The organism is Apilactobacillus kunkeei (genome assembly GCF_001308195.1).
In the GTDB taxonomy this organism is placed as follows: Bacteria; Bacillota; Bacilli; order Lactobacillales; family Lactobacillaceae; genus Apilactobacillus; species Apilactobacillus kunkeei_C.
The window spans coordinates 1-23,504 of sequence record NZ_JXDF01000005.1; the positions used below are offsets into that span (position 1 = coordinate 1).

21 protein-coding genes are annotated in these 23,504 nt (G+C 35.5%); 12 read left to right on the top strand and 9 right to left on the bottom strand.

Features of this window, described 5'->3' with window-relative positions; all coding sequences use genetic code 11:
• Positions 1-13: 13 nt before the first annotated feature.
• The 6 genes from RZ78_RS00790 to RZ78_RS00815 form a co-directional block, all read right to left on the bottom strand.
• A complete protein-coding gene (locus tag RZ78_RS00790) occupies positions 14-832 on the bottom strand; it encodes a CAP domain-containing protein (RefSeq protein ID WP_054607805.1) in 819 nt (272 codons plus the stop codon).
• A gap of 125 nt (positions 833-957) precedes the next feature.
• Positions 958-1,242: a hypothetical protein gene (locus RZ78_RS00795; RefSeq protein ID WP_155451832.1), complete on the bottom strand. Its 285-nt coding sequence runs from the start codon at positions 1,240-1,242 to the stop codon at positions 958-960.
• Positions 1,243-1,386: 144 nt separating this feature from the next.
• Positions 1,387-1,977 (bottom strand): helix-turn-helix domain-containing protein, encoded by a 591-nt coding sequence (locus RZ78_RS07395; protein WP_081006862.1) that lies wholly within the window; start codon positions 1,975-1,977, stop codon positions 1,387-1,389.
• Positions 1,978-2,103: 126 nt separating this feature from the next.
• The gene (locus RZ78_RS00805; protein WP_054607807.1) at positions 2,104-2,745 is read right to left on the bottom strand and encodes a TetR/AcrR family transcriptional regulator; all 642 of its coding nucleotides are present in this window, start codon (positions 2,743-2,745) and stop codon (positions 2,104-2,106) included.
• Positions 2,746-2,748: 3 nt separating this feature from the next.
• Entirely contained in the window at positions 2,749-3,828 is a 1,080-nt protein-coding gene (locus tag RZ78_RS00810; RefSeq protein ID WP_054607808.1) for an ABC transporter permease, read from the bottom strand.
• Complete coding sequence (locus tag RZ78_RS00815) at positions 3,828-4,550, bottom strand: ABC transporter ATP-binding protein (protein WP_054607809.1); 723 nt, start codon at positions 4,548-4,550, stop codon at positions 3,828-3,830. Before RZ78_RS00815 ends, RZ78_RS00810 begins: the two co-directional genes overlap by 1 nt.
• Positions 4,551-4,695: 145 nt before the next feature.
• Here RZ78_RS00815 and RZ78_RS00820 point away from each other — a divergent pair, with 145 nt between their 5' ends.
• From RZ78_RS00820 to RZ78_RS00865, 10 genes are all read left to right on the top strand, one after another.
• Positions 4,696-5,649: a biotin--[acetyl-CoA-carboxylase] ligase gene (locus RZ78_RS00820; protein ID WP_054607810.1), complete on the top strand. Its 954-nt coding sequence runs from the start codon at positions 4,696-4,698 to the stop codon at positions 5,647-5,649.
• 164 nt (positions 5,650-5,813) lie between these two features.
• Positions 5,814-7,307: a hypothetical protein gene (locus RZ78_RS07540; RefSeq protein WP_054607811.1), complete on the top strand. Its 1,494-nt coding sequence runs from the start codon at positions 5,814-5,816 to the stop codon at positions 7,305-7,307.
• 480 nt (positions 7,308-7,787) lie between these two features.
• A complete protein-coding gene (locus RZ78_RS07495; RefSeq protein ID WP_054607812.1) occupies positions 7,788-9,005 on the top strand; it encodes a hypothetical protein in 1,218 nt (405 codons plus the stop codon).
• A gap of 110 nt (positions 9,006-9,115) precedes the next feature.
• Positions 9,116-9,520: a MerR family transcriptional regulator gene (locus RZ78_RS00835; RefSeq protein ID WP_054607813.1), complete on the top strand. Its 405-nt coding sequence runs from the start codon at positions 9,116-9,118 to the stop codon at positions 9,518-9,520.
• Positions 9,521-9,532: 12 nt separating this feature from the next.
• Positions 9,533-9,958: a cupin domain-containing protein gene (locus tag RZ78_RS00840; RefSeq protein ID WP_054607814.1), complete on the top strand. Its 426-nt coding sequence runs from the start codon at positions 9,533-9,535 to the stop codon at positions 9,956-9,958.
• 1 nt (position 9,959) lies between these two features.
• Positions 9,960-10,271, top strand: a complete 312-nt coding sequence (locus RZ78_RS00845) for a carboxymuconolactone decarboxylase family protein (RefSeq protein WP_054607815.1) — start codon at positions 9,960-9,962, stop codon at positions 10,269-10,271.
• Positions 10,272-10,600: 329 nt separating this feature from the next.
• Positions 10,601-15,520: a hypothetical protein gene (locus RZ78_RS00850; RefSeq protein WP_054607816.1), complete on the top strand. Its 4,920-nt coding sequence runs from the start codon at positions 10,601-10,603 to the stop codon at positions 15,518-15,520.
• A gap of 142 nt (positions 15,521-15,662) precedes the next feature.
• The gene (locus RZ78_RS00855; RefSeq protein ID WP_054607817.1) at positions 15,663-16,211 is read left to right on the top strand and encodes a biotin transporter BioY; all 549 of its coding nucleotides are present in this window, start codon (positions 15,663-15,665) and stop codon (positions 16,209-16,211) included.
• Between the two features lie 60 nt (positions 16,212-16,271).
• Positions 16,272-16,454, top strand: coding sequence for a hypothetical protein (locus tag RZ78_RS00860; protein ID WP_034530997.1), 183 nt, complete (start codon positions 16,272-16,274; stop codon positions 16,452-16,454).
• 409 nt (positions 16,455-16,863) lie between these two features.
• Positions 16,864-17,340: a kinase gene (locus tag RZ78_RS00865; RefSeq protein WP_054607818.1), complete on the top strand. Its 477-nt coding sequence runs from the start codon at positions 16,864-16,866 to the stop codon at positions 17,338-17,340.
• 295 nt (positions 17,341-17,635) lie between these two features.
• Here the strand turns inward: RZ78_RS00865 and glyA are convergent, their stop codons facing one another.
• The 3 genes from glyA to RZ78_RS00880 all read right to left on the bottom strand — a co-directional run bounded on the left by glyA (position 17,636) and on the right by RZ78_RS00880 (position 20,467).
• Positions 17,636-18,868 (bottom strand): serine hydroxymethyltransferase, encoded by a 1,233-nt coding sequence (gene glyA / locus RZ78_RS00870; protein WP_054607819.1) that lies wholly within the window; start codon positions 18,866-18,868, stop codon positions 17,636-17,638.
• 385 nt (positions 18,869-19,253) lie between these two features.
• The gene (locus tag RZ78_RS00875; protein ID WP_054607820.1) at positions 19,254-19,541 is read right to left on the bottom strand and encodes a hypothetical protein; all 288 of its coding nucleotides are present in this window, start codon (positions 19,539-19,541) and stop codon (positions 19,254-19,256) included.
• A 68-nt stretch (positions 19,542-19,609) separates the two neighbouring features.
• Entirely contained in the window at positions 19,610-20,467 is an 858-nt protein-coding gene (locus RZ78_RS00880) for an aldo/keto reductase (RefSeq protein WP_054607821.1), read from the bottom strand.
• Positions 20,468-20,560: 93 nt separating this feature from the next.
• Here RZ78_RS00880 and RZ78_RS00885 point away from each other — a divergent pair, with 93 nt between their 5' ends.
• Complete coding sequence (locus tag RZ78_RS00885; protein WP_054607822.1) at positions 20,561-22,912, top strand: HAD-IC family P-type ATPase; 2,352 nt, start codon at positions 20,561-20,563, stop codon at positions 22,910-22,912.
• 53 nt (positions 22,913-22,965) lie between these two features.
• On the top strand, positions 22,966-23,463 hold the full coding sequence (locus RZ78_RS00890; RefSeq protein WP_034530989.1) for a DUF1836 domain-containing protein: 498 nt from the start codon (positions 22,966-22,968) through the stop codon (positions 23,461-23,463).
• Positions 23,464-23,504: the final 41 nt, after the last annotated feature.

Genomic DNA, 23,504 nt, shown 5'->3' on the forward strand with positions numbered 1-23,504 from the left:
TCCTTTTTATTTACTAGTATTTGAATAAAATTGTATTCATACCAACTGTATCTGAGTGGAATGTTGTTGCAGGTGCTACGTAGTGAGCCCATTTATTTAGAATGGTGTCACGATGTAGTTTGTCAACAGTTAGGTATTGTTCTAATGCTGTATATGCTGAAGCCTGCAAGTTAAGACGTCCTTTTCCGTTGTTATTAAATACTAGGAAAGGAACTCCATCGAAAGTACCTTGGTATGAGAAATTAGCAGCACTAGGATAGTTAACAATGACTTCACCATAACCACTTAGTTTGGCGTTGTAAGACTTGCCATTTGGACGAACGTGATCGAACTTTTTAAATAGTTCTTCTGATCGAACCTTAGCACGTTTGGCCAAATCCTTAGTGGTCTTTAGAGCATGTAGTTTATGTTGACGACGTACTTTGTTGATGTCTTTTAAGACATAGGCTGTCATCTTAGAATTTACAGTCTTTAAATCAATATATTTTACGGTAATTGATGATGGTAACTTATCGTAATCGACATTTTGATATAGGTAGTAAGGCATGTAATTTCTTATCTTTTTGACGTAACCGTTCCAAATTGGATCTAAAGTATCTGAATCCATGTTATAGGCAGAAACGGCATTACCAGTTGATGTCATTACTTTGTCGTCAGCAAGTTTTTGCCCCTTGGTGTTGACGTAATGAATAGTAACGGTCTTTTGTGGTTGAGCTGGTGCATCTTCCGTGTATGTAAATGAATTGTCAGATGTATCGTCGGCCTTAGCTGTTACATTCAGAATGAAAATGATGCTTAAAGCAGACATTACTAAAACTAAAAATTTCTTCAAAATATTACCCCCTTGTAATTAATGTCAATTATATCTAAAAAGATAACTTAACATTGTACTTATTAAGTAAAGTTAATAACTTTTGATATATTTGTTCAAAAAAGACCTGACGTACGTCAGGTCTTTTATTTATCTTTTCTAATACCGTTTTTCTTTTTGTGTCGATCGTCACCGTATCCCCAAATACAAAGGGTTCCAAAGAAGACAAGAAATACCATTGCGAAGTCATGGAAGGAATAGCTCTTTGAAGCAACCATTAAGAAGATGGTTAAGATATCAATTAGTAGTGGTAGAATTCCACCAACCCAAAAGTGCTTTGTGTCGGTTAGTACGTACACTTCTAGTAGGTAAAGTGCAGCAAGGACTAGTAGAAAAATAATGAATCCCATTTCATTGTCACATCCGTTCATAATTAATGTATTACTTAGACATGATATATCAAATTAAAAAAGAACTCAATTTGAAGAGGTGTTTAACACTATCGGTTTCCTGCGTCGAAACGGTTGAATTTTACAATAGACAATAAAAAAGGCCTGACAAACGTCAGGTCTGCTTTATTTGTTACGGAAATAGTAGATGAAAATGAAGATTTCCAAAGCGGCAATGAATATGATTAAGGGTAATATTATATGATATCTTGCTAATTCAATGGTTGCTATAAGTAATGCAGCTAATATGAATTTTAAATATTTATTCAATCTAAATGTATCAGATATTTGTGATCTTTCCAGATTAATGGACTTAATAAATTTATTGAATGATAAAAGAATTAATACAAAGAGCACGTACATTAAAAAGATGGTCGCATTTTTGTATGTTGATGATATGGCATTTACTGAATTTAAAAAGTATAGTAACAAAGCAAACATAGTAAAAGAAGCAATGGAGCACCTTAAACCTAATATCTTTTTACTTAGGTCATTTTTTTCAATGAATTCCTTCATCCCACTATCTTCCTTTAGCATCGTATCCAATGAAATATCATACATATCACTTAATGAAATTAGGCTCTTAATGTCAGGGTAGCTCTTTTCATTTTCCCAACTGGAGATGGTTTGACGAGACACATTTAATTTTTCCGCTACTTCGTCTTGGGTTAATTTTTTGATTTTTCGTTGTTGCTTTAAACGATCACCAAATTGCATTTTTATCGCTTCCTTTTCAAATATTGATTGTGATAATTATATAAAAGTTTGTCAAAAATAGTTAGCTAAGTTTCTTTGCAACATTGATATAGCAACAAAAAAAGCATCCATTCAGGATGCTTTTTTCTATTTATGAATTACTTTCTTGCAGACTTTAATCATCGATTTAATTTGTTTTTCAGTATCCCAGTTGTCTGAAGGGAATTTGAATTCAACAATAGTGGATATTAACAATTGTCCACTGATGGTTCTGAATAATTCTTCAGCAGAGACATCGTCGTCAACACTGTCATCTTGTTTCATTAACTCGTTAGCCTTGTCGATGATAAAGGATAATTTTGGTAACATGATTTCTTCAAGTTGATCCTTTAATTCTTCATCAATCAATAATTGACTAATCATGATACTAATCATTTGATGGTTTTCTTCGATAAAGTGAAAACGATCAGTGATGATGTATTCTATCATTTCATCGATTTTGAAGGTGTGCTTACCAACTGATTCAACGAATTGTTGACTAAAACTTGGTGCCAAGGTGTTAATGATAGGGGTGATAATGGTGTCTAGTAATTCTTTTTTATTTTTAAAGTGTTTAAATACAGTTGCTTCACTTAAATCGCAATCTTTGGCGATGGATGAAGTCGAAGTTGATTGATATCCATTTTGTGAGAATAGCTTGATAGCAGACTTTAATACTTTACGCTTACCGTTTGGCATCTTGCTATTTTCAAGCCAATCATTAAAACTGGTGTAATTAGATTGTTCCATTGATTATACCTTTCTGTAACGCTTCAATCCGATAATGTTTACGGAAGTCAAAACGACAATGAATAATATGATTACTATCAAGTCTATACCAATCCCAGTGAATGTAAAGCCTCTCATCATGACATTGCTAATTGCTTCTGATGCGTACTTGATTGGGAAGATAAATGATAATACCTTTGCCCAAGTATCAAGAGAATCTAGCGGAATTAGTCCTGAGAAGAAGATTTGTGGAATTACCACTAGTGGGATGAATTGCATTAGTTGGAATTCTGATTTAACGAAAGTTGATAGAAGTAGACCAGCTGCAATTGCGACTAGTGATAGTAGGAATGTGGTTAATAGGATTAGCCAAATAGATCCGACGACTTCGATGTTTAATACCTTGATGGTAAATAATACGATTAGCACTGTTTGGAATACAGCCATTAAACCGTAGCTTAGTGAGTATCCAAAGATGATTTCTGATCTCTTAACTGGAGTAGCTAATAGACGGTCCAATGTACCTGAAGTTCTTTCCTTTAGAAGTGCCATTCCTGAAGTTAGGAATACGAAGAAAAAGACGAAGAATGCCATTAAAGTAGGCATCATCTTATCAAAGAAGTTAGTCTTGCTGCTACCGTACTTGTATTCATTGGATAGGTGAATCTTAGGTTGAGTTTGTTTTACTGGTGAAACCTTAGCTAGTGCGGAGGACATGTTCTTGATGCTTGATTGAGTCAATGCAGATGATAACGCAGCTTTTGTCATGCTAGTCTTTGAAGCATCGATGTTAGCGTGAACCATCTTGTAATCATTATTCTTGTAAACGATAAAGGAATCGATGTGATCATCATGCAATGCGTTTTCAGCATCTTTTTCAGACTTGTATTCTTTAATATTGACGTTCTTAACCTTAGTAAGGTTAGTTTCAACTTGTTGGGAGACATTCACAGTACCGATGTTGATGTCTGTATTGTTGTACGACTTAAAAACATATGACATCAATGCCATCACAATGATAGGTACGATAAAAATCATTGCTAGTGTTTTCTTATCACGGAAAATTTCTTTTAATATACGACTTGAGATTGATAGTGTCTTCATTACATATCACCTTCGGCTTTCATAAATACATTTTCAATGCTATCTACATCATATTGTTGTTTTAGGTTGCTTGGTGTGTCGTCTGCAATGATGTTTCCATCAATTAGTAAAGCAACACGATCGGTTAGTTCAGCTTCATCCATAACGTGAGTTGTCACTAGAATGGAGCAACCATTGTCCCTTAGCTTACCTAGTTCAGCCCAGATGTTTTTTCTAAGGGCGGGGTCAATTCCAACTGTTGGTTCATCTAGAATTAGTAGTTGGGGATTACCTAGCAAAGCGATTGCTAGTGACAATCTTCGTTTCATACCACCAGAGAAGTTATCGACCTTTTTATCTAATTGATCTTTTAAATCAACGATTTGAGATACACGGTCAATTTCACTTGCTAAAGCTTCCTTCTTAACTTCACGCATCTTGGCAAAGAAGGTTAGGTTTTCTCTTGCTGATAGTGAACTGTATAGTGAATCTGATTGAGCCATGTATCCCATCTTATTTAGAATCTTACGGTTAGGCATGTGAATGCCAAACACTTCAGAGTCACCGCTGTCAGCTTTTTCCATTCCTAAGGTTAATTTGATAATGGTAGATTTTCCAGCTCCTGAGGGTCCGATTAGACCTACAATTTGTCCATAATCGACTTCAAATGAAACGTCGTTTAATACGATTTGTTGGCCGTATTTTTTCTTTAAATTGTTAATTGAGATGATTTTTTCTGTCATAATAATACCTCCTAATAATTAGGTGAGTGAGTACTAACTTACTTAACGAAAAATATTCTATATCAGGTAATTTAAAAAAGCAAATACTTTTTTGAAAATTTTTTTATTATGATATGATTTACTTAGTAACGAAAGGAAGTTCACGATGAAAAAAGATCAATTATTGCAATTGTTTATCGAACACAAAGATGAATGGGTGTCAGGTAACCAACTAGCAAACGAAATGAACATTAGTCGTACCATGATTTGGAAACTGATTAATCAACTAAAAGAACAAGGTCACCAAATCGACAGCAAGACTAATCAAGGCTACAAGTACATAGGAAACGACGAACTAAATCCACAACTAATCGAATCTGACTTAGATAATGATTACGAAATTATCTTTAAGAAGGAAATTACTTCTACTAATTCATACGCCAAACAAATCAATGATCAAAATCCAGATGGCAAACATCGTTTGGTAATCGCTGAAAAGCAAACGCAAGGACACGGCAGAAGGGGAAGAAGTTTCTATTCTCCTGCCCATAGTGGAATCTACATGAGCATGGTAGTGCCATTCCATGATGCTAAACATTTAAACCCAGGGTTATTAACTACCATGACAGCAGTGGTGGTTGCCAAGGCATTAAAAAAGAGCTATCCAGAAGAAGACTTCTTGGTTAAATGGATCAATGATATCTATGTAAACAACAAGAAGGTTGTTGGAATCCTAACTGAATTAGTGATGGATGCTGAATTAATGCAACCTTCCGCAATCGTTGTCGGTGTTGGAATTAGTCTATCTGCCAAAGAAATCCCCGAAGAAATGAAGGATAAGGTCGGTTGGATCAGCGACAAGAAAATCGATAAGAACAAGCTAGTTGCCGACATCGTTAATGGCTTTGATGAAGAGTTCCCACACTATTTAGAAGCTAACTTCATAGAAGACTACCAAAAGATGTCATTCTTAAATGGTAAACAGGTCAGTGTTGATACTACCAAGGAAACAATTGATGGAACTGTCACCGGAATTGATAAAGAAGGTCACTTGTTGTTAGATGTTGATGGAAAATCAACAACCATTAATAATGGTGAAGTCGTAAAAGTGAATTTTTAAAAGACACCTTGTTCAAGGTGTCTTTTATATTTTAGGAATAACCGAATTATCTATTACTGAATTTTATATAATTATATAATTATGTATTTTTCATCAATTTATTGTTAAATACTAAAAATATGGTGCTATATTATAAAAGCATTTTTTAAATTAGGGGTGGAAATATGTATAAAAAATTTAAGAAATATTTATTTATAATGCTAGCTTTATTACTTACTATGTCAGATGCAGGGATCATTAAAGCACAAGCTTCAAATTCTTGGTCAACAAGAGAAATTATGAAGCAAAAAGAACAAAGTCGTATTAAATACAGAAAAACTATGGATAAAAAAGTCGCTATTTTTTCTAAACAAAATAGTGATAGGTCAATTTATAGTACACTTTCAAATGTTGAAAATGATATAAGTGGTGCTTTTAAAAATACATATAATTTTTATGAACAAAACTATGTGATTAATCAACAAAATAGACTTAATGAATTCAACAATTTACTTAATAAAATAAATAATTATGATGTTAACGATATTAGTTATGATAACGTTAATAACATTTATGAAACATCTACAAAATTTTGGGGTTATTTACCAGATAGCGAATATGAAAATGTGAAAAAATATTTTCCAGTTAAGGACTTCTCTTTTACTGATGCCTTCCGACCATTTATAGATGGACTAAAAGATAATACGGTTAAGGCTAAATATGTTTATGGAAAATATGTAGTGTATAGTAAAGAGAACATAATTAACTTTAATAAAATGAATGTTCAGATGGGAAGAGATGGTTACAAAGGAGTCTTTCAAGACGATAAAGATCAAATATTATATGGAGGTATACCAATCATAACCTCTGCTAATTTGAGTTACGTAAATAGATTGTTTTCTAATTATGAAACAGAATCAACAAAGTCAGCTGTCGAATTTTCTAAATTAGCTAAAAAATCAAGCAATAAATCAATTGATGCATTAAAAACGTACTTTGCAGTTGAAGATGTAATTGATGATTTGAATTATTTCGAAAATCACTCCGGTAATATATTAGAGTATAGTAATGGTAAATGGATTCCAGGGACTTATCATGGATATGATAAAGTTCCAAATAAATCTATTGATAATGATAAAATTATTCTTCACAAATTAGACACTACTTTAAAATATATGAGCATACACCGCCACAAAAAAGAAGCAAAGAAACATGCAAATAAAGTAGACACAAAGAAATCTAATAAAAAGCTATCAAATAAGGCAAAAAAGAAGTATGTAAAGAATAATACGCGCAAGAAAAAAGCATCAAAGAAAGTTAGTAAAAAGCATGCGAAAAAAGTTGCCAAAAAGAAGAACAACAAGAAGCCAGTAAATAAAACAAGAAAGAAACGTGTAAAGAAGAATACGAACAAGAAAAAAGCATCAAAGAAAGTTAGTAAAAAGCGTGCGAAAAAAGTTGCCAAAAAGAAAATCAATAAGAAGGCATTAAACAAGATCAAAAAGAAGAGTGCTAACAAAAAAGTATTCTCGAAGACTTTACGTAAGAAAAAAGCATCAAAGAAAGTTAGTAAAAAGAAACATTCAAGAAAGCACGTTGCTAAAAAGTCTCGCTCAAAGAAACACATAACCAAAAAATCTCATGCAAAGAAACAAACTCATAAAAAGCATAAAAAGTAATTTTTAAAAGACACCTTGTTCAAGGTGTCTTTTTTTCACCAATTCAAGACATTGTTGAAATATGTATGATTATCTTTAAAAAAATTTAATACTTTTAAACACTATACTATCAACGTTTCTTACGTGTATATACACACGGTGTCTAATATTTAGTGTTATTTTATTCATCTATTTTTTAAGATTAGTGATATATTAAGAGTAGATTATAAACTTATAATCTACTCTGGTTTGCAATATGTGTCTTGTCTGTTGTTTTTGCTGAAATACGGGTGACCGTATTCTTGGCTTTTTGTATCAATAAAGATGATTTTTTGATTAGAATTTTTCATTTTAACCGAAATGATCACCTGATTGTATAGTACATATATGATGCATCTATACAGTTTTTAGATTTACTGTTTCACGATGATGACAACGTCATTACCGAAATTTTTAAATTGAAAACGAATCCTGAATAAGGATATCAAGGGGGATTTTATTATGAAAAAGAACTTTAAAAAGGCCGTACTAGCTCTAGTACCTGCCGCAACTCTATTTTTCTCAACTGGTGTAAGCGCATTTGCTGCTACTGAATCAACACCAGCATCAGCACAACCTTCATCAGATTCAAGCAAGGGTAGTTCAGAAGGTAGCTCAAACAGTTCATCTACAACTGGTTCAACTACTACAACTGGATCAACCACCACTCCAGCAACTGGTTCAACTACTACAACAAGTACTTCAACCACACCAGCTTCATCATCAGATTCCAACAAGAGTTCAGATGCTAAATCATCAGATACAACTGCATCAAAATCAGATGATAAATCTGCTTCAACAGACGCAAATAAGGATGCATCTACATCAACAGATGCAAAGAAGGATGCAACCACAACATCAACAGATGCAAATAAGGATGCAGCCACAACATCAACAGATGCAAAGAAGGATGCAACCACAACATCAACAGATGCAAAGAAAGACGCAACCACAACATCAACAGATGCAAAGAAAGGTGCAACTACAACATCAACAGATGCAAAGAAGGATGCAACCACAACATCAACAGATGCAAAGAAGGATGCAACCACAACATCAACAGATGCAAAGAAAGACGCAACCACAACATCAACAGATGCAAAGAAGGATGCAACCACAACATCAACAGATGCAAAGAAAGATGCAACTACAACATCAACAGATGCAAAGAAGGATGCAGCTACAACAACAGACGCAAAGAAAGAAGCAACCACAACATCAACAGACACTAAGAAAGAAGCAACTAAGTCAGAAGCTAAACCAGAAGCAACCAAGACTGCTACAACTACTGAAACTACAAAACCAGAAGCTAAACCAGAAGCAAAGAAAGCTGCCAAAAAACATGTAGCTAAAAAATCATCAAAGAAAGCTTCAAAGAAGGTTGTAAAGAAGACAACTAAGAAAGAAGCTAAAAAGGCTGCTAAGAAAGCTGCTGCTAAGAAGGCCGCAGAAAAGAAAGCTGCTAAAAAATCAACTAAGAAACATGCAAAGAAAGCAATTAAGAAGCATGTAAAGAAGACTTCACATAAGAAGGCTGCTGCTAAGAAACATGCAAAGAAGCATTCAAAGAAAGCTTCAAAGAAGCACGCAAAGAAAGTAACTAAGAAACATGCTAAGAAGGCTTCACACAAGAAGGCTGAAAAGAAAGCTTCACACAAAAAGGCTGCTCACAAAGAATAGTCAAAATAAAAAAGGATCATCGAAATGATGATTCTTTTTTTATATACTTGACTTAGAGTTAACTCTAAATAGTACATTTATTCTTGAAGTTAGTAGAAAGGACCTTTTTTATGAGTAAATACAGCATTGGTGACTTTGCCAACAAAGTCGGTTTGACCACATACACATTGAGATACTATGAGAAACAAAAGTTAATTATCCCTAAGCGTGATGAAAACGATCGTCGCTATTACGATGATCAGGACGTAAAGTGGATTGGATTCATATTGCATCTTAAGGGAACAGGTATGTTAATGACTGAGATTCAGGAATATGTCGAGTTGCGTAAACAGGGTGATTCCACCATTGACCAACGAAAGCGATTACTGCAATCAGTCAGAAAGAGAAGTTTGGTTGAAATTAATGAACGCAAGTCCCATCTAAATATCTTATCTCATAAGATTGATTGGTATGACGGCAAACTAAATCATAAGGTCGACGAAAGCTTCGAAGAATATCTTAAACGATTTAGATAGGAGTTATCGCTAATGAACGAAGAAGTAAAGAACGGAATTATTTTTAATCGCGGACCTAAGAACGATGCATACGCACAATACTTTACTGGTCAAAGCTACTTACAAGGATTGATTAGTCCGGAAGCAGAAGTCAACGTTGGTGTGGGAAACGTGACCTTTGAACCAGGATGTCGTAACAACTGGCATATTCATCATGATGGATACCAACTACTATTGGTGATCGGAGGAAAGGGTTTATACCAAGAAGAAGGCAAACCAGCTAGATTATTACAACCTGGGGATGTCGTAGTCACTCATGATGGTGTCAAACACTGGCACGGAGCAACTGCCGACAGTTGGTTCTCACATGTCGCAATCACCGCTGGGACTCCGGAATGGTTAGAAGCTGTCAGTGATGAACAATACAGCCAAGCTAATAATGAAGGAAAGCGTGATTAATATGAAGAAACAGACAGCAGGAAGAGATAATCTAGGTGAATTTGCTCCTAAGTTTGCTGAAATTAACGATGATGTTTTATTCGGCCAGGTGTGGAGCAGAGAATCACAGTTATCTTTAAAACAACGAAGCATGATTACCATCAGTAGCTTAATTGCTGCTGGTAACTTTGAACAATTGGAAGCTCATCTTAAGATGGGAAAACAAAATGGCATTACTGAGGATGAAATTGCAGAAATGATCACACATTTATCCTTTTATGTCGGTTGGCCCAAAGCGTGGTCAGCGTTCAATATTGCTAAACAAGTATTCTAATAACTTTCGTGAATTACGGAATGATTATGAAAAAATAAATGCTAATATGAATTGATAACCGGTATGAAGCCGGTTATTTTTTTATTCTCATTTTTGCCGCTAAAAATATAAATAGTTATATCTTGATAATTTTAACGTTATTAATTAAGAGAAAAATTAGGGGATGCTCTTATTTGTATTAATTATAAATTAATCATTATTAAAAGATAATAAAACATTTAACATACTTAATTTTTTTAAAAAAGAAAATGCTAGTATGAAAATATTCGTATTATTTTCATTTATATTTTAGGGAGGATTTTTTCAAAATGAACAAACGGTTCAAAAATATGGCATTAGCAATTATTCCACTTTCGGTTATGGTAATGTCATATGCTTCAAATGATTATGCGAAAGCAGCAGTAAATAACAGTAATCATGGTTCAAAGAAGGATGATGTGAATAAGTCATCTAAGGATATTATTGGTGCAGCGGCCAAAATCCAATCAGAACTATCAAATTACTACAATGGAACATTAAGTTATGTTAAGGGTGACTTTATTAATGACTTAGCCCAAGCTATCAACTATGATCCAGAAACACAAGATGAATTTGCTAAGGAAATTCAAGCAGCTAAGGATTCTGTGACATTCGAACAGTCAACAGATAATTTTGATAAGAATTTGAATTATTTGGAATACATTTCTAAGTCACTTGATGAAGCAGCTAAGATGCTAAACGATGCCAAAGACGATGCTGTATACAATGAATTGAAAAATTCAATTGATGATGATTTAAACCAATTAAATGATTCTATTAACAATGCAGTTAAGAAGGCACAAGCAAATAACAACAAAGAAGCAGTAAAAATTATCGATTCAGAAGAACAAGATATCGATGGATACCTTGATAATCTTGATAAGGCAATTGAAGCTGCTGGACGTGTTCAAAAGGAATTTACTGATAAGGGTTACGACAAAGCGGAAATCAGCGCTTTGAGCGAATCCATTAATAATCATTTAGAAGTTTTGAACCATGTTATCGATGAAGCTCAATCTGTAGCTGTTGGTACAGATGTTAAAGTAATTAATGATCAAGTTAACACTATTAAGGAAGCTATTAAGGATGCTGAAAAGCAAACAAATGACACAATGGCAAATGTTAGCTTTGACGACTTTAAGGATAAGCTAGATGAATTAAGTAATGAACTTAAGAAGGCTGAAGATAACACTAATGGCACAGTTGCTGAAAGTAGCTTGAAGGACTTTCAAGATACACTTAACGAATTAAATGATGCTCTTAAAAAGGCTGAAGATAACACTAACGGCACCATTGCTAAAGTAAGTCTAGATGACTTCAAAGATAAACTAAGCGAATTAAGCGATGGACTAAAAAAAGCTGAAGACAATACCAATGGCACAATAGCTCAAGTTAGTTTAGATGACTTTAAGGATAAGTTAGATGAATTAAACAATGCGCTAAAGAAGGCCGAAGATAGAACTAACGACACAGTAGCTCAAGTTAGTTTAGATGACTTTAATGATAAGTTAGATGAATTAAACAATGCACTGAAGAAGGCCGAAAATAACACTAACGACACCCTTGCTCAAGCAAGTTTAGACGACTTTAAAGACAAACTAAACGAATTAAACAATGCGCTAAAGAAGGCCGAAGATAGAACTAACGACACAGTAGCTCAAGTTAGTTTAGACGATTTCAAAGACAAATTAGACGAACTAAGTAATGCACTAAAGAAGGCTGAAGATAGAACTAACGACACAGTAGCTCAAGTTAGTCTAGATGACTTTAAGGACAATTTAGATGAATTGAGCAATGCGCTAAAGAAGGCCGAAGACGACACTAACGACACTCTTGCTCAAGTTAGTTTAGATAACTTTAAAGACAAGTTAGATGAATTAAACAATGCACTTAAAGATGCTGAAAAGAAAACAAAAGAAACCATTAATGGTGTTGTAAACGCTGATCTTCAAGACGAAATGAATGACCAAATGGATGAGCTAAATAATTCAGTAAATGCATTGGCAGATGCCGTTCAAAAATATCAAGAACAAAATGATGCCAACCAAGCTAAGATGAACGATGCATTAATCCAAGATATTAATGATAACTTGGATCGTCTAAAGCGTATATTTGATCAAGATATTCAAACATCAAACGAAATTAATGAAAAGAACGATGCTAAGATTTACGCATCTAACGTTGATGACATCAATGATGGATTGAATGCACTAATTGATGCTCAAGCTAAATCAAATAATGTAAACAGTAAGAATGATTCATTGTTAATTGACGGTGATGTTAAAGCTATTAATGATTCTGCTGCTAATTTAGTTAACGTATTTAATGAAGTTAAACGCTCAAACCAAAAAGACTACAGTGCTCTAAGCAAGGGACAATTAAGTGATATTAATGCTAAAGTTAGCGAACTAGGTAAGGAAATTGCCAAAGTTGCTAAGGAAAATGACAAGAACACATCACGCATGAGCAAGTCACACGTTAAATTGATTGACAAACATCTAAAGGCGCTAAGTAAGGCGGTCAAAGGATTCAAGATCGATAACAAGAATGATGTTCAAGACGGTTTAATTGCTATTGGTAAGCAAACAGCTAGCTTTGAAAGCACATTAAATAACTACAAGGGTCATAGTAAGAAGGCTGACAAGCGAATTGATTCATTTGTACGCAGAATTAGTAATGCTACATCATCAATTGATGATGCTTTCTATGGCGCTATCAGTGACAATAACACTATTAAAGTTGATAACGATAAGCAAAACCAAACTAAGATTGCCAATGCTTTAAATGACTTATCACAAAAACTAACTGCTGCTAAATCAAATAATACTGATGTATTTGCGGTAATGAATGCTAATGGTATCAACAATGCATTGGATTCACTAAACAACACAGTTATTAATTTGAGTAACAACTCAAGCAGAAACGACAATAGTGTTATTGATGATAACCAAAGCTCAATTAGCAATGGTCTAAAAGCATTGAACGATTTAGTTTCACAAGCTGATGCTAATAACAAATCACACAACAGTGAAATGAAAAAAGATGCACAAAGCAACGTTAATGATGAGTTAGATGCTCTAATTAGTAGTGTTGATGAATTCAAGAGCAATGATAGCAAGCATAATTACGATGCTTTATCAGACGCACTTGCTGGTTTGAAGAAGGCCGGATTAAGCGATGCTAAGGCAGTACAAAATGTTCAAAACATTGTTAAATCAATGAATGATAAGGTATCTAATGATGCCAAAATTGACTTAACTGGTGCTTCTGACGTTGATAACGACATCAAGGCATACCACGACACATTTGGCGATGCTGTTGAAAATGAATTAGATAAATTAGCAGCAGAAGAAGATGCCAAATTTGATCAAGGTATGTCAGAATTTGATAAGAAGTTTAATGAACAACAATCCGCTAAAGATAATTCAAATGATGGTAAGAAATTATCATTAAGAATGACAGCTTCAGATGACGATTCTGATGATTACCAAGAACGTCCATTAACTGGAATTCCAAGTGGTTACGAAAAACAATTCAACAAATACTTGATTGAAAACATTAAGAAGTCATCAGTAATTCAAAACATTGTTAAGAATCTTGAAACTAAGTTAGCAAATGTTAACTCAATGAAAGATAAGTTAGCTATTTTGGATAAGATGGATGCTGATAAAGTTATTTCATCAAAGGAATTAAGCGATGATTTATCACAATTATATGGATACGCCGATACACTTAAGAATGATGATGCTAACCAAAATTACACCACTACAACTGACTTTAGTGATTTAACTAAGCAAATTAATCAATTAAAGGCTGACTATGCTCAAGCATTACTTGAAGATGCAATGAACAACCAACCATCAGATGATTCAAAGGCAAACGATGACAAGAAACCATCAGACGATTCAAAGGCCAACGATGACAAGAAGCCATCAGATGACCAAAAGGCCAACGATGACAAGAAGCCATCAGACGACCAAAAGTCCAATGATGATAAGAAACCATCAGACGACCAAAAGACAAACGATGACAAGAAGCCATCAGACGACCAAAAGGGCAATGATGACAAGAAGCCATCAGATGACCAAAAAGCTAACGATGACAAGAAGCCATCAGACGATTCAAAGGCCAACGATGATAAGAAACCATCAGACGACCAAAAGGCCAACGATGACAAGAAGCCATCAGATGATTCAAAGGCCAACGATGATAAGAAACCATCAGATGACCAAAAGGCAAACGATGATAAGAAACCATCAGACGACCAAAAGACAAACGATGACAAGAAGCCATCTGATGACCAAAAAGCCAACGATGACAAGAAGCCATCAGATGACCAAAAGGCCAATGATGATAAGAAACCATCATATAATTCAAAGGCCAACGATGATAAGAAACCATCAGACGATTCAAAGGCCAACGATGATAAGAAACCATCAGATGACCAAAAGGCAAACGATGACAATACTGCTTCATCTACTAAGATTGATGGTGACAAGGGCAATGATTCAACTCTTACACCTGATGTAAAACCTGATCAACCTGCAGTTAACCCATCAAACAAGAACAATGCTGGTCAACCTAAGAAGCCAGCTAAGAAGCCAGCTAAGAAACCTGCTAAGAAGGCTCCTAAGGCTAAGAAAGTTTCAATTAAGAAATCAAAGAAGTCACTTGCTAAGCTAAACAAGAAGCTAAAGCACAAGAAGATGACTAAACGTGCTAAGAAGGCGCTATTAAAGAAGATTCACGCACTAAAGAACAAGATTAAGCGCGCCATCGTAAGCCGTGACAAGAAGAAACTTGCTAAGATCAACAAGAAGTTACACAGCAAGAAGATTTCTAAGAAGACTAGAAAACGTCTTCACAAGCAAGCAGCAGCTCTTCGTAAAGAAATTAAGAAGAACTACGTAAAGCCTGCTAAGAAGAAAGTTGCTAAAAAGACTGTTAAGAAACACGTTAAGAAGTCTTCAAAGAAGAGCAAAAAGACAACTAAGAAGTCAAAAAAAGTTTCAAAGAAGTCATCTAAGAAATCAAAAAAAGCTGCTAAAAAAGCTAAGAAGCACCAAAAGAAGTTAACAAAACGTGCTGCTAAAAAAGTAAAAGCCGACAAAAAGGCAATTGCTAAAATCAGCAAACAGTTAAAGAAAAAACACTTAACTAAGAAGCACAGACGTAGCTTAATCGCTAAACGTGCCCAACTAAGAAAAGCTGTTCGTAAGTTAACTAAGTAATCTAAAAAAGACGCTATCAAACGATAACGTCTTTTTTTGTATGTTTTTATTAACAACTCAATTTGACATTTTGGTTAACAATAGATATTATATTTAATTGTTAACTTGTTACAAATAAATGGTTAACAATAAGGAGAGAGATATGAAAACGAGAGACGTTACACAAATCGCGCTGATGACTGCGCTAATTATCGCACTGGCATTTGTACCAGCGATTCCAGTTGCAATTATTCCGGTGCCAATCGTGCTACAAAATTTTGGAATCATGCTAGCTGGATTACTATTAGGTGGTAAGAAGGGGACCATTTCTGTCGCTATTCTAATGGTGATGGTTGCTGTTGGGTTACCTGTTCTAACTGGAGGTCACGGTGGTGCAGTTATTTTCATCGGGCCATCCGGTGGATACTTATTATCATGGCTATTAATGCCTTCACTAATGGCTCTATTTAACCGACTACTTAGCAGGGTTATTGATAAGAATAGTTTCTGGAATGTTTTAATTTCTACTATTATAGTAAGTATCATTATTTCATACACAATTGCGATTGTATGGATCAGGGTGCAAATGCACATCACATTGAAGCAATCATTACTTGCTAACATGGTATTTATTCCGGGAGACATTATCAAGGCAGTTATTGCTGCGATTGTTGCCAAACGATTATTACCAATCATTAATAAAAATGCTTAATATTTTTCCTTTCATGTGTTCACGTATATAATGGTGACAAAAGCAAAGGAGGATGTTTTCATGGATACATCAAAAATGATTAATCCTATGTTAGGTTGGAAGTTACGTCCACTTGTTGAACAAGTAACTTCAACTGATGATATTGAAGATATCAAGTTTAACTACATGTTAATGCCAAAGCCCGATACACCAGAACACGTAGCTGAATGGAAAAAAGTTTTAGCTGAATATGAAAATAAATAAAAGCAGTAGGCGAAATGCCTGCTGCTTTTATTAATATTATTTTGAATATTATTCTTTATTTGTTTATCAAGTACTTATAAATAATTAATAAAACAATCAATACTATAAACAAAATTGACATATATAGCGGTTTAATATTTCCAAACAAAGATTTGTAAATTGTTTTCTTGTTATTCATAAATATTATGATTGCTGGAATCAAAAGTGAAAAATATTCATAATCGTTACTGGCAAATAGTACTAAAATAAATATGAAAAATAAAACCAAAGAGATATTTTCTTTATTAAGACGTTTGATAATAAACAGCTCCTTTGAAAGTACAAATTATTTTAAACAACCTATATTATAGTAGAAAAAAGTTTATAATAGATACATTAATTATTGAAAACGGAGGAAAATGAGGAAAATATGGATCCCGTATTAATTGTGCTTAGGGGAAACGCGGCGACTGGTAAGACCAGCGTCGCCTCATCTCTACAAGAAAGATTAGGAACCACCGACGTAATGTTGGTTCAACAAGATATCACTGAAGAACATGCCGATACGCAAATTCAAATGATTCAAAAGTTGATTAACTATGGTAAAAAGCATTTCCATTATGTCATCCTAGATGGGGTATTATCCAAGGATACTTATGGCGAAATGCTAAACGGATTAATTGAGGACTTCGGTAGTCAACAATTAGTTTATTACTTTAACGATTCCTTCGAACAAACAGTGAAGTATAAAGAACAAAAAATTCAGCCACACGATATCGATAAACTAAAATCATGGTGGATTGATTCTGATTTGCTTTCCGATGAAGATGTTAAATTAGAAAACGGTGGCATTGAACAGTATAGTGATCAAATCATCGATGATATCAACGATTTACCGTTATTCTAGGGTTATATTAGATTGGATTTAAAAGAGAGGTATATTTGTAAATAATTAATATCTAATTAAAAATTATATAAATATGTTATATACCCTTGCTTATGGTTCGTTTTTATTTTATATTAATTCTTGTGTTTTTTTAGATCGTCATATATAATAAGAACAGTTGTTCGCATAAAGGCGATCAGTTAACTCATATTTATTATGTTAATGAGACCTCTCATCTCGTTAATAAATTTATATTTTCTTATCTCTCTCAAAAAAGACCGCTCTCTCTCAAGAAGGTCTTTTTTATTTTACATATTTATCTGGTAACGGGATGTTTAACGACTAGGTCATGCACTTGTTGCTTCGCATCGTCTAAGATGTTTTGATGACCAGGGTGGTTTAAGACATCCACAATGATGGTTGCTACCTTAGCAGCTTCTTCTTCATTGAAGTTACGGCTGGTGATGGTAGGGGTACCGATACGGATTCCTTCCATAGTATCACCATCTTCTAGTGGTAGTAGTTCTTTATTAGTAGCGATACCAACTGAGTAAAGTAGTTCGGCTGCTTGATCACCGGTTAAACCAACAGCATTTAAGTCCAATGTCATTTCATGGTTTTCGGTATCACCTGATACAACACGAATCTTTTCGTCTTGGTTGAAAACCTTAGCCATGGCCTTAGCGTTTTTGACTACGTTTTTGGCGTAGTAATGGAATTCTGGTTTTAATGCTTCACCTAATGCAACCGCCTTAGCAGCAATAACATGTTCCAAAGCACCACTTTGTGAGATAGGAAAAACTGCATAGTCTAACTTATCTGCATACTTGGCTTTGGCTAGGATCATACCACCACGTGGTCCACGTAATGTCTTGTGGGTAGTGGTAGTGACCACGTCGGCAACTTCAACTGGGTTAGGGTGAACACCGGCAGCGACTAGACCGGCAATGTGGGCCATGTCGACCATTAGGATGGCACCGACTTCATCAGCAATCTTTCTAAATTCGTCCCAATAAATGATGTGACTGTATGCTGAGGCACCAGCAATGATTAGTTTTGGTTTTACTTCTAGAGCAATTTGGCGAATGTTTTCAAAATCTAGTAATTCTGTTTTAGGGTCAACGCCATAGAAATGTGATTCGTAAAGTTGACCGGAGAAGTTATGCTTTTGACCGTGAGTGAAATGACCACCAGCATGTTCGCTCATTGCAAGAATTCTATCGCCTGGTTGTAAGAAGGCAGCATAGACAGCTTGGTTAGCTTGGCTTCCTGAGTGAGGGTGAACATTTGCATATTCTGCATGGAATAATTCTTCCGCACGTTTCTTGGCAATCTTGTCGATTTCATCGATTGCTTCGTTCCCGGTGTAGACACGTTTACCGGGATATCCTACTGCGTATTTATTAGTTAATACAGAACCTTGAGCCGCGCAAACAGCCTTGGATGCAATGTTTTCTGATGCAATTAATTCAATTACGTTATCTTGACGATTGTTTTCATGTTCAATCGCTTTAAAAATTTCTGGATCTTCTTTTGAAAAATCGTACATAATTCATTCTCCTTTTGGTAAATAAAAAACGCCCTTGTACTTTCGTACAAGGGCGTCGTAACACTGTTCCACCTTAGTTTTATATCAAGTTCACACTTGATACCTCTGGTTCTTAATGCGCATTAAGATTTCGATTCAATTGATAAATCTTGACTGCCTTCATTCAAGGACAAGGTATCTCGTTTCACTAAATCAGATACTCGCTTAACATGTCGATTTGAATTACTACTTTCAAGTTGCTTTTAAGAATAGACCAAAAAAATTTGGCTGTCAACAATTAAATTTGAACTTTTTTTCAACAAGTACCAAAAAATGTTCGTATCAAGAATAGTTGAATGTAAAGAAAAAAGGCGCCATTTGGGCGTCTTTTTTGTGTATATGTTGGTTATTGATTTTTATTTTGACTGCGGGCAATTTCTTCTCGCTTGCGTTGATTTTCTGCCTTTAGTTGTTCTGTTCTTTGACGCATTTCTTCGTTTTGAACTCGGATTTGTTCAGTCATTTGACGAAATCTTTCGGTGCTTCTTTTTGTTTCTTCATTTGCTCTTCTGCGTTCATCACGATCGAAGAACAAGCTGATTAGCCAAATGATGAATAGACAACCGTAGACAATCATGTAACCGAATCCGAGAAAAATTCCCATTGCTAGCAAAGCGACAATTATATAACCCATAACCAAAACTCCTTAATATGTATTGTTAGCAAGTAATTATACACTTAGTACAATTACTTGCTAATTTTTTACTTGTGACGAGGGTATTGGTGTTCGATTTCGTAAACTACTTCTGGATCGTCACCAGTACGGAAGTCTTGATTTAAGTCGTCAATTAACTTCATTTCATGGTCTGATAATTCAAAATCATACAAGTCAGCATTTTCAGCAACTCTTTGTGGAGCGCTGGACTTAGGAATGATTGTGACACCGTTTTGTAAGTGCCATCTCAAGATGATTTGAGCACTGGACTTGCCATGTGCTCTAGCGATTTCTTGGATGGTGTCATCGTTTAGCGTAGCACCACGACCCATTGGACTCCATGCTTGGGTAACGATTCCTTCGTCTTCGTTTGCCTTTAGCATTGATTTTTGGCTTAGGTAAGGGTGAACTTCGATTTGGTTTACGACTGGCATTTCAGTAGCCTTAGTCTTTAGTAAATCCAAGTGAGTTTGGTGGTAGTTACTTACCCCAATTGACTTGACCTTACCGGCTTTCTTGGCGTCTTCGAATGCACGCCAAGTTTCAAAGAAGTGTGAACGAACTGGCCAGTGAACTAGTAATAAGTCGATGTAGTCAGTTTGTAGTTTGGCAAGTGATTCATCAATCGCGTCTAAAGTTGATTGGTAACCTTGCTTTGGTTCTGGGATTTTAGTGGTAATAAATATTTCATTTCTGTTAATTTGTAGCTTTTTAATTGAATTACCTAGTAGTTCTTCATTATTATAGAATTGTGCAGTATCGAATAATCGATATCCAGCTTCATATGCGGACTTAATTGCTGCATCCATACTATCTGGATCAGCTAGTTTGTAGGTTCCAAAGCCTTCTACAGGCATTTGGTTTCCATCTCTTAGCTTGACGGTATCTTTAATTGAGTTAGGCATAATAATGGCCTCCTTTGATTATTTAAGTACCAAAACCATGATAGTCCATAAAAACAAGATAAATCAAATTTTTTACATGTTAGGGGTGTCTTTTTGCAATCACGAATTGACAGTCAAAAGGGACTGACTACCAAACAAGCCAAACGTCTATATGATCAAGGCTTGCATAACACCAAACGGAAGGGGTTTACCAAGACCATTCCACAAATTTTACAGGGAAATGCATTCACATTATTTAACTTTATCAATATCGTTTTGGCGGCAATGGTTTTCTATACCGGCGACTACAAAAATCTATTGTTTTTAGTGATTGCAGTTTCTAACACCATCATCGGAAGTATCCAAGAAATCAGATCCAAACGCCAACTAGATAAGATGGCCATTTTATCTCAAGGATTGATTAGAGTCGTGCGCGACGGCCAAATCAAAGAAGTCGAAGATGACCACATCGTCTTGGGGGATGTTTTGTTAATTGGACACGGGGACCAAATTCCAATCGATGGGAAGGTCTTAACCTCAGATTCTCTTCAAGTCGACGAATCACAAATCACCGGTGAAACCAATTCGATTGAAAAGAATCACGGTGATTCAGTTACATCCGGTAGTGTCGTTTTAAGCGGTAGTGCTAGAATTGTGGCGACCGAAGTTGGTGAGGATACATTCGTTAATAGAATGGAATTCGAAGTTAGTCGTACCAAGAAAGATTCCGATAGCAAGATGTTAAAGACCATCAACAAGATTATTAAGTGGTTAACCTTTGTGATTGTGCCACTTGGTGCATTGTTGTTGTACACCAAGATTATGCGTGGGGATGACATCGACCAAGCGATGCTAGGAACCGTTGCTGCGATGATTGGAATGATTCCGGAAGGACTTGTTCTATTGTCATCAGTGACATTGGCGGTTTCAGCTGCTAAGTTGGCACGCCACAAGGTCTTAGTGCGTGAACTACCAGCGATTGAAACTTTGGCGCGTGTTGATACCATCTGTTTGGATAAGACTGGGACAATTACTTCTGGAAAACTAAAGTTTGAAGATGTATTGCCTTTCAACAATCACTCCAAGGATGAATTAAAGCACGTCTTAGGTAGCTTGGTATATGCGTTTGAAGACGATAACGAAACATCTTCAGCTATCAAACAAGCAATCGCAAATCCTAACGTGAATGTCGTAAAGAGTTTTCCATTTTCTTCTGACAAGAAGTGGAGTGGGGTCGACACCGATGAAGGTAACTTCATCATGGGTGCTCCTCAGTTCATTATCGAAAACATGAGTAAAGAAGTCTCAGACACCATTAGCGATTATGCCAACCAAGGATACCGTGTCTTGGCATTGCTACAAAGTCACAAGGACTTAACTGAAGATTTAGATGATGCCCAACTACTAGGTTTAATCCTAATCAGTGATGAAATTAGACCGGACGCTAAGAGTACTCTTCAATATTTCGTTGAACAGGGAGTTAGTTTGAAGGTGATTTCAGGTGACGATCCCAAGACCGTTAGCGCAATTGCAAAACGAGTAGGGTTAAAGGACAGCGACAAGATTGTCGACATGACTGAAGTTCCGTTTGACGCCGACTACCAAGAATTGGTAAAGGACAACGCGGTCTTTGGTCGTGTGACACCACAACAAAAGAAACGCCTCATTCGTTCATATCAATTAAACGGTAATACCGTTGCGATGACCGGAGACGGGGTTAACGATATGTTGGCGATGAAACAAGCCAACTGTGGAATTGCGATGGCTTCCGGTAGTGAAAGCACCAAGGGAATTGCCGACTTCGTTTTGATTAATTCAAACTTCTCGGCAATGATCGATGTCCTAGCCGAAGGACGCCGTGTTATCAATAACATCGGTAGTGTGGCTTCGCTATACTTGATTAAGACAATGTTCTCATTGTCATTAACCATCTTGTTTATGTTTAGCATTCACAGCTATCCATTTCAACCAATTCAATTGACACCAATCAACACCTTTATGGTTGGATTGCCATCATTCCTATTGGCATTAGCGCCTAACTATCAAAGGGTTACCAACCAGTTTAGTACCAAGATATACAACATTGCGTTGCCAGCAGCGATGACGATTGTTGGATACGTTGTGTTGATTATCTACATTGGAAAGGCCTTTGACTTTAACTTTGTCCAAAGAGCGACAATCAGTGTCTTGGTTACAGGATTCATCTACTGGATTGCCTTGTTTAAAGCATCACGTCCACTCAACAAGGTCAAGTTATCCATCATTGTGCCATCAATTGTGATATTTGCGGCCATCTTCTTATTCTTCCCATCGGTATTCTCACTGGTAGATGTATTTACGATGCCAATCTTCATTCCTGCAGCACTAGTTGTTGTGACTGCTGTACCAGTGTTTATCGTAATGTCATCAGTTGTTCGTCGAATCTTGATTAAGATTAATCCAGAAAAATTTGATGACTCCATTTAAGCTAGTATATAAAACTACTTGATGTGGTATAATAATGACATTGAGGTGATCTAATGAACAGCAAATATACCAAGTGGCAGGACCAAATGAAAGAAGTTACTTTACCAAAGTGGGAAGAACTTCCCAAGTTTGATTTATACATGGATCAGCTAGTGGCCGTTGTCAACGAGGCGATTGGACCACTAGGGATGGATACAGTAACTAAGTCCATGGTTAATAATTACGTAAAAAACAAGGCGACATTTGCGCCAGTTAAAAAGAAATATCAAACTGTCCACGTGGCAGACATTATAATTATCAGTTTATTGAAACCAGTCTTTTCAATTAAGGACATCAGACGTGGAATTGACGAAATTACTAAGCAACAATTTCCTAAACAAGCCTATGATGAATTCATTGAAATGTTGGTTCAAAAGCTACACCATATCGCAGACGGTAAGTCAGTCGCTAACAACGATTCAGAAATTGAACAACTATTAAGTTCAATCGCGGATACAATTGTTAACCGCTTGATTGCCAACGAAATCTTTGAAGATATGATTTATGAATAATAAAAAAGCATCCTACGTTGGAACTGCAACTATTATTTTGA